Source organism: Paenibacillus sp., from assembly GCF_035645195.1.
In the GTDB taxonomy this organism is placed as follows: domain Bacteria; phylum Bacillota; class Bacilli; order Paenibacillales; family YIM-B00363; genus Paenibacillus_AE.
In genome coordinates, this window is sequence record NZ_DASQNA010000015.1 from 24,456 (window position 1) to 35,852 (window position 11,397).

Genomic DNA, 11,397 nt, shown 5'->3' on the forward strand with positions numbered 1-11,397 from the left:
TTTATTATGTACGGTATTACGCAACGAGAACGCTGTCGTTTCAAAACGCCGAATTCCCGCCCGCATTCGAGCCGATAAACCGAAAACGCCCCCGATCGTCGATCGGGGGCGTCTGTCGGGTTGTTATACCAATAACCGCTGCACGGCTGCGTTCACTTGCTTGCCATCTGCACGGCCTTTCACCTTCGGCATCAATGCGCTCATTACTTTGCCCATGTCGGCTTTGGAGGTTGCACCCACGGCGCTGATCGTCTCTTGCACCAGTTGGTCCAGCTCTTCGTCGGTTAAGGGTTGAGGCATGTAGCGCTGTATGATTTCCAATTCAGCCTTCGCTTGCTCGGCAAGGTCCTCGCGGCCTGCTTTCTCGAACTCTTGAAGGGCGTCCCGACGCTGCTTCGTTTCACGAGTCAGAATGTCCATCACTTCGTCGTCGGTAAGGTCGCGGCGCGCGTCAATTTCCGCATTCTTGACCGCCGAACGAACCATGCGCACGACGGAAAGGGCGAATTTATCACCGCTCTTCATCAATGCTTTCATATCTTCGTTCAAGCGTTCGCTCAGCTTCATGCTTCGGACAGCCTCCTAGAATTTGCGCTTGCGGGCAGCTTCGGACTTCTTCTTGCGCTTCACGCTCGGCTTCTCGTAATGTCTGCGTTTCTTCACTTCAGCCAATACGCCGTCTTTGGAGATGGATCTCTTGAATCGGCGAAGAGCAGCGTCGATGGTCTCGTTTTTGCGAACTTTCGTTTCGGACACCTGTTTTCCCTCCCTCCGACTAAGCACTCCAAAAAAACGCGGTATATCATACGATATTATAATGTATAGGCGAATGCGGTGTCAACTCGGTTTATCCAACAATCGGTCCGAGCTTTTTTCCCCCTAGCAAATGGAAGTGCAGGTGGTATACGACCTGCCCGCCTTCGTCGTTGCAATTGTTGATCAAACGGTACCCTTTGTCCTTGATGCCGAGCTGCTCGGCGACCTGCTGCGCGGCGAGCGCGATGTCTCCGATGACGTTCGCGTCTTCCGGCGTCACGTCGTTCATCGTCGCGATGTGCTTCTTCGGGATGAGCAGCACGTGCACGGGCGCGGCCGGTTGAATGTCGTGGAACGCGAGCACCGTGTCGGTCTCCAGCACCTTTTTAGACGGGATGGCGCCCTCGACAATTTTGCAAAAAATGCAATCCATCGCTCCATGCCTCCTTCCTGGCGAATGTTCCGTATTTCCACATTTTACACCGTCGGCGCGGGCTCGTCCAATGTACGTTTAGTTCGCCGCCGGCGTGCCCATCCTGTAGATAGAGGTGTAGTTGCCATGGGTCCGTACGCGACGATCGCCGCCGAGCTCGTCATCGGGTTCGCGGCTTTGTTTTTATATATGAAAATTCTCGGGAAAGCGCATTTTTCCAAACTGACGCCGTTCGACTTCGTCTCCGTGCTGATGCTCGGGGAGCTGCTCGGCAACGCGGTGTACGACAAACACGTGCATATCGGTCACTTGCTGTTCGCCACGTCGCTGTGGGGCGGACTCATCTGGGTGATCGTCACGATCACGACGAAGTTCACCTCCTCCCGCAAACCGCTGGAGGGGGAGCCGACCGTCATTATCCGCAACGGGAAGCTGCTGTACGACGCCATGAAGATATGCCGTCTCGACTTGAACGAGCTGCAGACGATGCTGCGGCAAGCGGGCTACTTCTCGATGGATTTCGTAGAGTTCGCCGTGCTGGAAACGAACGGCAATTTGAGCGTTATGCCGAAATCGCGCTACGACAAGCCGACGCGCACCGAGCTTGGGCTTCCGGAGCAACAGGTCGCTATGCCCGTATCGCTCATCCTGGACGGCGAGCTCGTGCGCGACAACTTGAAGGAAGCAGGCGTCGACGAGGCGTGGCTGCGCGGGCGTCTGCGCGAACGCGGCATCGCGGCGTACAAGGATGTATTTTTCGCCGAGTGGCACGGGGACGATGCGCTGTACGTCGCGACGTACGACGAGTCGCAGCAGCAGCGGTGAAGCGGGTCGCGGTGTTGTTGGTTGGGCCCGAGACGAGGGCGCGCCGGGCGGCCGTACCGCGGGATGCAGTCGGAGATACTCCGACGATTTCACGCCACAAGGCCGGTTCGCCGCATGCAGTCGGAGATACTCCGACGATTTCACGGCCCAAGGCCGGTTTGCCGGATGCAGTCGGAGAAACTCCGACGATTTCACGGCCCAAGGCCGGTTCGCGCCCCCCGGAACCGCAAAAAGACCCGCCGCGCCCTCGCGGCAGGTCCTTGCCTAACGCCGAATCAGAAATACGGCAGCAGCGAAATCGCCGCGAGCGCCGCGAGCGGCAGCGCCAGCCGGCGGAACCGGCCGCCGTAACCGTAATACGGGTACCCATAGTACGGGTAGCCGTAATGCGGATATCCGTAGTAGCCCGTCAACGCGCGCGCCTGCGGCATCATGGCGTCCGCCGCGCCGGCCGGCACCGCCAAAATGACATGCTCCTCGTCGATCCCTGTGATAATGCCGTCGTAATGAAGTCCGTCCGTCGTATGGATGAGCACGTACTTATGCATATGCTGTTTGCAAAGCTCCACCGCTTCATGCTTGTGCATATCGCACACCTCCCTATGCCGACATCGTATTCAGCAAAGGGAACTTTGGGCGCTTGTACGGTCTCGTCCTGGTCAAAAATTTTTACAGTTCATCCCAATTGAGATTGGACGATTTCGTATAATTCGTAACCTTCTGTTCGAAAAAGTCCGTTTTCATCGCGTTCATGTTGCTGAAGCTTTCCACCCACTTCATCGGATGCTCGACGATTTCCGGGTACAGCGGCTCGAGATCGAGCTTGCGCAGCCGCTCGTTCGCCAAATACTTGATGTATTTATCGATCAGTTCGTTACTGAGCCCCGCGATTTTGTTCGCCGTAATGTACTGCCCCCACGCGATTTCGTGCTCCGCGGCGGTGCGCATCATCTCCCGCAGCTCCTCGATGTCGCTCGGCCCGAACAGCTCCGGATTTTCCCGCCGCAGCTCGCGGAACATCGATTGAAACAGCGCCAAATGCGTCAGCTCGTCGCGCTGAATATATTTGATCTCGGACACCGTGCCGAGCATTTTCCCCTGCCGCCCGAGCGCATAGAAGAAGCTGAAGCCGCTATAGAAATAAATCCCCTCGAGGATGTAATTGGCCATGATCGTCCTAAGCAAATTCGCCTCCGACGGATCCTCGAGGAACCGCTCGTACAAGTCGGTAATGAACCGATTGCGGGCGAGCAAATGTTTGTCCTCCCGCCACTCGTTATATATCCGATCCCGCGCCTCCGCCGAGCACACGCTGTCGAGAATGTACGAATAGCTTTGGCTGTGCACCGCCTCCTGGAACGTATGAATCGTCAGGATGAGGTTAACCTCCGGCGCCGTAATATACTCGTTGATATTCGGCAAATTCGCCGTCTGCAGCGAGTCGAGGAAAATGAGAAAGCTGATGATTTTATCGTAGCTCTGCCGCTCTTCGGGCGACAGCAGCTTGTAGTCCTTCGCGTCTTGCGCGAGCGGAATTTCTTCGGGAATCCAGAAGTTGTTCATCATCGTGCGGTACATTTTCGTCGCCCATTCGTACTTCACGTTGTTCAGCTCGATCAGGTTCGTCGTGTTGCCCCCGATCAGCCGCCGCTTGCCCCAATCCCGATCTCCGTGCTCGTTGAACAATTTCTTTTTCTCCAACATGAATGCTCCAAACCCTCTCTATGGTGAAAATGTTCTCGCTCGCCCGCTCCCGCCCGCGTTAAGCGAATGTTCGAGCAAAGCGGACACGCGGTTCGGTCTCTCTGCTCAAATAACGAGCTTATCGCACAAGTAGCGAGTCTAGCCTCGCAAATAGTGCAATTTCCTCACTAATCGGCCCGGCGGGGGCGCAGGCTTCGCTAAGCCGCCCGCGGCGCGGGTACGTCGGCATCGCTAAGCGGCTTGGCGGGTGCGTTAGCAACCCGAAGCGGCCCGCCGTCGCCCCGCTGTCGCCCCGCCGCAGGCTCGCCAAATCCATTGCCGTTCCTCGACGCCCGCATCCCCCTCAAGTTTCGCCGGTTACGCGGAGCAGCTGACGCAGTCCTCGACGTCGACGCTTTGGTTGCGGCAATAGTACACGGTTTTAACCCCGAGCTGCCACGCCTCCATGTACAGCTCCAAGAACTCGCGCGCGGACATGGCCGGCGTAATGTACAGGTTGAACGACTGCGCCTGATCGATATGCTTTTGGCGCGCCGCCGCCGCTTTCACGCTCCAGCTTTGGTCGATCGTATGCGCCTCTTTGTAGAACCACATCGTCTTCGGCCCGAGGTTCGGCGCCGTCTGCGGGATGACCGCGTTTTTCTTCTCCTCGACGAAAAACTTGCGGAACACCGGGTCGATGCCGGCCGTCGAACCCGAGATCAAACTCGTCGACGCCGTCGGCGCGACCGCGAACATCCACGCGTTGCGCACGCCGTGCGCCGCCACGTCCGCTTTCAGCGCCTGCCAGTGCGCGCCCTCGTAGCCGCGGCGGTCGAAGTATTCGCCCGTCTGCCACTCGCTGCCTTCGAACACGCTGTACGCGCCTTTCTCCTTAGCGATCTCGTACGACGCTTTGATCGCGCAGTAGCCGATCCACTCGTACAGCTCGTCGGCGGTCGCGAGATGCTCCTCGGACTCCCACGCGATGCCCGCCTCCGCGAGGAACTGATGGTAGCCGCTCGTGCCGAGGCCGACGGCGCGGTATTTTTTGTTCGTCCGCTCCGCCTGCGGCACCGGGTATTCGTTCAGGTCGATGACGTTGTCCATCATGCGCATCTGCAGCGAGACGACGCGCTCGATGTCCTCCTTCGTTTTCACCCGGCCGAGGTTGAGCGACGACAGGTTGCACACGACGAAGTCGCCGGCTTTCGCTTTCGTCGTAATGATGCCGTCCTCGTGCACCGTTTGGATAAGCTCCGTCGGCGACATGTTCTGCGCGATTTCCGTGCACAGGTTCGAGCAGTAAATCATGCCCGCGTGCTTGTTCGGATTGGCGCGGTTGACCGTGTCGCGGTAGAAGACGAACGGCGTGCCCGTTTCGAAGGCGCTCGCGAGGATGCGCTTCATGATCTCGACGGCCGGCAGCTCGTCGCGGGACAGCGTCGGATGCTCGACGCACGCTTGATAGCGGCGCTCCCACTCTTCGCCCCAGCTATCCTCGAGCGAGAAGCCGAGCTTCGTCCGCACCTCGTGCGGGTCGAACAAATACCACGTGTCCCGGCTTTGGACGCGGCGCATGAACTCGTCCGGGATGCAGACGCCCGGGAAAATGTCGTGCGCCTTCATCCGGTCGTCGCCGTTGTTCGTTTTCAGATTAAGGAAATCGAGAATATCCTTATGCCACACGTCGAGATAAATCGCGACGGCGCCGGATCTGACGCCGAGCTGGTCGACCGCGAGCGCGGTGTTGTTGTAGTTTTTGATCCACGGCACGACGCCGCCCGCGGCGCCTTTGTGACCGCGGATGTCCGAGCCTCGGCTGCGGATTTTGCCGACGTAGATGCCCATGCCGCCGCCGTGCTTCGACACCTGCGCGAAGCTCGCGTTCACGTTGTAGATGCCCCACAGATCGTCCGGCGCCGTGTCGATGAAGCAGCTCGACAGCTGGTGCTTCGGCTTGCGCGCGTTCGCGAGCGTCGGCGTCGCCACCGTCATTTCGAGCTTCGAGAGCGCGTCGTAAAACTGCTTCGCGTAATGGAGGCGTTGCGAAGGCTGCTCGTTGCTCGCAAGATGCATCGCGACGCCCATGAACAGCTCCTGCGGCAGCTCGAGCGTTTCTTTGTCGCGGCCGCGGATGAGGTACCGGTCGGCGAGCGTTTGCAGACCGATGTAGGTGAACAGGAAGTCGCGCTCCGGCTTCAGGTACGCCTGCAGCTCGTCGATTTGCTCTTCGGTGTAGCTTTCAAGGATATAAGCGCCGTACAAATTTTCGCGGGTAAGCCGCTCGATCAGCTTGCGGAAGCTGCCCGGCTCCCCGTAGCCGAACGATTCGTAGCCGCGATGAATGCCGGCTTCTTTGTACAGATCGTAAATGAGGAGCCTGGCGGCGACGTACTGCCAGTCCGGCTCGTCGACGCTCGTTTTCTCGACCGCCGTGCGGATGAGCAGGCGCTGAATTTCTTTCGTCGTCATCCCTTGGCGGAACAGCGGCAGCAGCGCCTGCTCGAGCTCGAGCGGGTCGCAGGACGGGTACGCTTCGCAGGCGAAGTCGATCACTCTTTTCAATTTGGCGAACACGAGCTCTTCGCGTTGTCCGTTGCGTTTTACGATTTCCATAGGGTGGAATGCCTCCTGTGCATATGTAGTAGATTCGCGGATTCGCGAGAAATAAAAAAAAAGCATTGCCTCCTCTGCAGAGAAAGCAATGCGATGATTTGCGCGAAAACTAGCACGAAGGGCGTACGGCTCCGCACACGTCAAGTACGAACGGCGAGCCGCGCCGCGCAAACACCTCCCTATCTCCCGTAGGTTCCACAGTGTTCACGAACGAGGCAGGTCTCCTGGCTTGCGGACTCGAACGCTGCGCAGCGACGCCTTCCCACCCTTCTTAAGGGCAGTGGCTTCTTGCACGCTTGCAGCTCGTCCGTTACAGTGGCGGGACCGCGCCGGCTTCACACCGGTCTTCCCTATTAAGTCCTACTCTCGTAGGACACCCCATTCGCACAATATGTAGTTGTGATAGACGTACTATAATACAAGATATTGAGAGTTGTCAAATCTTGTCGCTCATGTCGTTTCGATCCGGACGCGGCTGCCCGCGCCGAGCGGGTCCGCCGGCGTCACGATCAGCTTGCGCGGCAGGCGCGCTTGCAGCTCCGGCACGTGCGAAATGACGCCGACCGCGAGCCGCTCGAGGTGCAGCTTCTCGAGCGCCGACACGACGTTGTCGAGCAGCTCGGGATCGAGCGTGCCGAATCCTTCGTCGAGGAAGAAAAACTCGAGCGGGTATTTGCCGCTCAGCTGAATTTGCGCCGAAAGGGCGAGCGCGAGGGCGAGCGACGTCAGGAACGTCTCGCCGCCGGACAGCGTCGAAACGGAGCGGCGCAGGCCGCCGTTCGCGTCGTCGCGGATGACGAAGCCGCCGCTCGAGTCGAGCTCGATCGCGTATCGGCCGCGCGTCAGCCGCCCGAGCCGCTCGGAAGCGGCGCGGGTGACGCCGAGCAGCTGCTCCTCGGCGAGAAACTCGACGAACGCGTTGCCGCGGAACACCGTCTGCAGCTTCGCGAGCTGCTGCTGGAGCGCGGCCGCCTCTTCGTACCGCCGCGTCAGGCGCAGCCATTGCTCATGCTTCGCCCGCAGCTCCTCCACGGCGCGCTCCGCTTTGGCACGCTGCGCGAGCGCTTCCTCGCGCAGCGCCTTCGCCTCCAGCAGCCGGCGCTCGGCCTCGGCCCACTGCTCCTCCGTCAGCGTGCGGCCGGCGAGGCGCGCTTCCGCCGCCCCGCGGCGGGCCGACGCCGACGCGAGCTCCTCTTTGTAGGCGGCCGCTTCGCGCGCGAGCGCCTCGCGCCGCTCCGGCGGCAGCGCCGCCGCCCGCACCGCGTCCGCGCCATCGAAGACGCTCGCTTCGAGCGCCTCGGCCCAGCGGCGGTCGGCCCGCTCCCGGGCGTCCGCCGCGGCCTTCACCGCCTCCTCGGCGGCAGCGAGCCGCTTGCCCGCGGCGTCCGCGGCGGCGCGCGCCGCTTCTTCCGCCGCGCGCGCCGCCTGCGCGTCCGCCCGCCAGCGCTCGAGCTCGGCCGCGAGCTTCGCGGACAGCGCGGACGGCGATTCCGCGGCGCCGCCGGTCAGCGCGGCGATGTCCGCGCGCCGCTCCGCGATTCGGCGCTCCGCGGCCGCCGCCTCCGCCTCCAGCGAGGCGAACCGGCGCTCCGCGTCGGCGAGCCCCTGCTGCAGCTTCTCGATGTCCGCTGCGTTGCTCTCGAGGTACGGCTCGCTCTTCGTAAGCCGCTGCTGCAGCTCCTCCGCGTGCCGCTCCTTGCGCTCCAGCGCCGCGAGCGCTTCGGCGAACGTCTCCGCCGGCCACTCCGGGTACGCCTCGCGCCAGCGCAGCGCCGCTTCGGCCGCCGCGCGCTCCGCCTGCTCCGCCTTCGCCTCCGCCGCCTTCGCGACAGAGACGGCGGCGGCGAGCGCCGCCCGCTCGTCCCGCAGCCGGCCGCGCAGCGCCTCGAGCCGCTCCAGCCGCTGCCGCAGCTCCGGCAGGACGGCCGCGAGGCTCGCTGTGACGCGCTCGACGTCCGCGAGCGCCGCGCGGCCTTCCTCCTGTGCCGCGATCAGCCGCGCGGCGGCGCCGTCCCCGCCGGCCGCCGCTTCGGCGTACGCCGACGGCGCGTTCGGCAGCGCCGCGTCGAGGCGAACGAGCGCCTCCTGGACGCGCGCCGCCTCCTTGCGAGCGAGCGCCGCGCCTTCCCGCACCGTCTCGAGCTCGCGCTCAAGGCGCTCGGCTTCGGCGCTCGGCGCCTCCGGCGCGGGCTGCGCCGGCGCGGGATGGTCCGCGGACCCGCACACCGGGCACGGCTCGCCGTCCGCAAGCCGCTCCGCGAGCGCATGCGCCCACGCCCGCCATTCGCCGCCGGCCGCCGCCGTCCGCGCCGCTTGGATCGCGTCGCCGAGCCGCCGCTCCTCGCGCTGCAGCGCCGTTTCGGCGAAGGAAAGCGCGGCGCCGCTCTGCGCCACGGCGTCTCGCACCGCCGCAAGCTGCGCCTCGGCCGAGGCGGCCGCCTCAGCCAGCGCGGCCGCCTCGCGCTCGCGCCGCGCCGCGTCCGCCGACGCGGCCCCGGCCTCAAGCCGCAGCGCGCGCGCCTGCTCGGCGAGCGCCGCCGCGGCGCTCCGTTCCCGCTCGGCGGCCGCCATCCGGCGGCGTTCCTCCGCGGATACCGCGTTCGCGGCGAGCTCCGCCTTCAGGCTCGCCTGCAGCTCGAGCGCCTTCGCCCGCTGCTCCCGCTTCGCCGCGAGGGCGGCGCCTGCGCTCTCGCGCTCCGCCGCGAGCTTCGTCAGCGCCCCGCGCTTCTCCCGAAGCGCCTCTTCGTCGGCGCGCGCCTGCGCTTCGAGCGCCGCCGCTTGGCGCAGCTGCTCGAGCCGCACCGCCGTCGGCGCCTCGCGCTCGGCCAGCGTCCGCTCCGCGGCGGCGAGCGCCTCCCGGGCGGCGCCGTGCCGCGCCGTCTCGCTTGCCAGGGCGCGCTCCGCCTCGGCGAACGCGGCCGCAAGGCGCGCCTCCGCCTCCGCCGCCTGCTCGGCGTCGCGCCGCACGGGCAACAGCGTCTCCGCCGCCGCCGCGGCCGCAAGGCGCGCCTCGAGCGCCTCGATCTCCGGCCGGCGCGCCTCGAGCGCGGCGAGCTCGCGCGCCGCTAGAGCCGCTTCGGCCATCGCCTCGCGCAGCCGCGCCGCCTCCGCATGCGCCGCTTCCGCCGCCGTCAGCGCCGCCGCGAGCCGCGCCTCCTCCGCGGCGGCCTGCGCGTAAGCCGCCTCCGCCGCTGCGAGCGCCCCAGGCGACGCGTCGCCGAGGCCGGCAAGCTCCGCCGCCGCCTCCCGCGCGTCCGCTTCCGCGCGGTTATGACGCGACCGGAGCCGCGCCGCCAGCTCGTCGCCGTACCGCTCGAGGCGGAACAGCCGCTCCAGCATCGCCCGGCGGTCTTTGCCCTTCAGCGACAGAAACTCCGAAAATTTCCCCTGCGGCAGCACGACGGCGCGCGTAAAGTCGGTCATCGACAGCCCGATGAGCGCGACGACGCCGTCGTTCACGTCGCCCGCTTTGTCCGCCATGACGACGACGCCCTCCGGCGTCTCCTCGGACAGCCGGGCCATCCGCTGCTCGACGGTGCCGTCGGCTTTCCGCCGGTACGTCCGCTCGACCCGGTACGTTCGACGACCCGCCCCGTCGGCGAGCTGGAACGCGAACGCGACGGACAGCGTGTCCTCCTGCGCGTTCATGATGCCTTGGATGCTGTTGCCGGCCCGCTCCACGGAGCCGTACATCGCGAGCGTCACCGCGTCGAGAATGGTCGACTTGCCGCTGCCCGTCGGCCCGAATATGCCGAACACGCCCGCCTCCGCGAGGCGGGAGAAGTCGATCGTCTGCTCCTCGCGATAGCTCTGCAGCCCTTGAATCGTCAATCGAATCGGTTTCATGCGCGCTCCTCCTCCCGCTCCGCGTCTCCGTCTTCCCGCACCAGCTCGAGGAACAGCCGGATCATCGTCTCGTCCGGCTCCGCCCCGCCCGTCTGGCGAACGTAAAACCGCCGGAACAGCTCGTCGATCGGCAGCGCCCGCTCCGCGCGCGCCGCGGCGGCCTCCCGCTCCAGCGCGAACACCGGCCGGATGTTGACGAGACCGTCATGCGCGCGGCGGAGCGCCTGGATTTGCTCCATCGTCAGCGCGTCCGTCAAATGCAGCTCCAGGTCGATCCACGCGTTAGCGTCGCGCCCTTCGTCGATCCACCGGTGCACCTCCGCGACGCCCCCCTGCGCGATCCAGCTGACGAGCGTCCGGCCGGACGACAGCGGAATTTCTTCGATCGCCGGCGCGCCGCCGGGAGACACGTCGACGATCGTCACCGACTTCGCCTGCCCCGCCTCGGAGAAGCTGAACGCGAGCGGCGAGCCGCTGTACCGGACGATCGGGCCCGGACCATCGTCGCGCCGCCGAACGTTCTGCGGCCGATGCAGATGGCCGAGCGCGACGTACTGCGCCGCCGTCCCGAACGCGGACGGATCGACCGTATACGCCCCGCCGACCTCGATCGGCCGCTCGGACTCCGGCGTCGCCGAGCCGCCGAGCGCGTGCAGGTGGCTCATGATCACGTTGACCGTGCCGGCGCCGAACCGCTCCGCGGAGGCGTCCCGCACCAGCTTCGCGATGCGCGCCGAGTACGCCTGCTGGAGCGCCTGCTCGTCCGCTTCGGCGGACAGCAGCTCCTTCAGGCGCGATTCCGACGGATACGGCAGCGCGTACACGATCGCCCGCTCGCCCGTTCTCGCGGCGTCGACGGCGATCACGTCGACCGTCGGCAACCCGACGAGCGACACCCCTTGCGCGCGCGCGAGCGGACCGGCCGCGCGCAGCCGATCCGGGTGGTCGTGATTGCCCGCGATCGCGAGCACCGGGCGCCGCCCGCCCTTCGACAGGCGCGTCAGCGCCTCGTAAAACAACGTCTCGGCATCGGCCGGCGGGTTGACCGAATCGTACACGTCCCCCGCAAGCAGCACCGCGTCCGCCTCCGCCTCGTCGGCGAGCCGCACGAGCTCGTCCACGAACGCCTCGTGTTCCGCCGCGCGGCTTCTCCCTTCCAGCGTTCTTCCGAAATGCCAGTCCGCCGTATGCAGCAACCGCATCCGTACAACCCCTCTCCCGTTTGTAACGCTAAC

At 64.9% G+C, this 11,397-nt stretch carries 9 protein-coding genes and 1 riboswitch; of the genes, 1 reads left to right on the forward strand and 8 read right to left on the reverse strand.

What is annotated here, in order from left to right:
• Positions 1-123: 123 nt before the first annotated feature.
• From VE009_RS07250 to VE009_RS07260, 3 genes are all read right to left on the reverse strand, one after another.
• Entirely contained in the window at positions 124-567 is a 444-nt protein-coding gene (locus VE009_RS07250; RefSeq protein WP_325006719.1) for a GatB/YqeY domain-containing protein, read from the reverse strand.
• 15 nt (positions 568-582) lie between these two features.
• On the reverse strand, positions 583-756 hold the full coding sequence (rpsU, locus tag VE009_RS07255; RefSeq protein WP_138196048.1) for a 30S ribosomal protein S21: 174 nt from the start codon (positions 754-756) through the stop codon (positions 583-585).
• Positions 757-847: 91 nt separating this feature from the next.
• Positions 848-1,189, reverse strand: coding sequence for a histidine triad nucleotide-binding protein (locus tag VE009_RS07260; RefSeq protein ID WP_325006720.1), 342 nt, complete (start codon positions 1,187-1,189; stop codon positions 848-850).
• A gap of 126 nt (positions 1,190-1,315) precedes the next feature.
• Here VE009_RS07260 and VE009_RS07265 point away from each other — a divergent pair, with 126 nt between their 5' ends.
• On the forward strand, positions 1,316-2,014 hold the full coding sequence (locus VE009_RS07265) for a DUF421 domain-containing protein (protein ID WP_325006721.1): 699 nt from the start codon (positions 1,316-1,318) through the stop codon (positions 2,012-2,014).
• Between the two features lie 275 nt (positions 2,015-2,289).
• Here the strand turns inward: VE009_RS07265 and VE009_RS07270 are convergent, their stop codons facing one another.
• The 5 genes from VE009_RS07270 to VE009_RS07290 all read right to left on the reverse strand — a co-directional run bounded on the left by VE009_RS07270 (position 2,290) and on the right by VE009_RS07290 (position 11,364).
• Positions 2,290-2,601: a hypothetical protein gene (locus VE009_RS07270; protein ID WP_325006722.1), complete on the reverse strand. Its 312-nt coding sequence runs from the start codon at positions 2,599-2,601 to the stop codon at positions 2,290-2,292.
• Positions 2,602-2,683: 82 nt separating this feature from the next.
• The gene (locus VE009_RS07275; RefSeq protein ID WP_325006723.1) at positions 2,684-3,718 is read right to left on the reverse strand and encodes a ribonucleotide-diphosphate reductase subunit beta; all 1,035 of its coding nucleotides are present in this window, start codon (positions 3,716-3,718) and stop codon (positions 2,684-2,686) included.
• Positions 3,719-4,075: 357 nt separating this feature from the next.
• Positions 4,076-6,316, reverse strand: coding sequence for a ribonucleoside-diphosphate reductase subunit alpha (locus VE009_RS07280; RefSeq protein ID WP_325006724.1), 2,241 nt, complete (start codon positions 6,314-6,316; stop codon positions 4,076-4,078).
• A gap of 197 nt (positions 6,317-6,513) precedes the next feature.
• A riboswitch (cobalamin riboswitch) is annotated at positions 6,514-6,712 on the reverse strand.
• 54 nt (positions 6,713-6,766) lie between these two features.
• The gene (locus tag VE009_RS07285; RefSeq protein ID WP_325006725.1) at positions 6,767-10,162 is read right to left on the reverse strand and encodes an SMC family ATPase; all 3,396 of its coding nucleotides are present in this window, start codon (positions 10,160-10,162) and stop codon (positions 6,767-6,769) included.
• The gene (locus tag VE009_RS07290) at positions 10,159-11,364 is read right to left on the reverse strand and encodes an exonuclease subunit SbcD (protein ID WP_325006726.1); all 1,206 of its coding nucleotides are present in this window, start codon (positions 11,362-11,364) and stop codon (positions 10,159-10,161) included. Before VE009_RS07290 ends, VE009_RS07285 begins: the two co-directional genes overlap by 4 nt.
• Between the last annotated feature and the right edge of the window lie 33 nt (positions 11,365-11,397).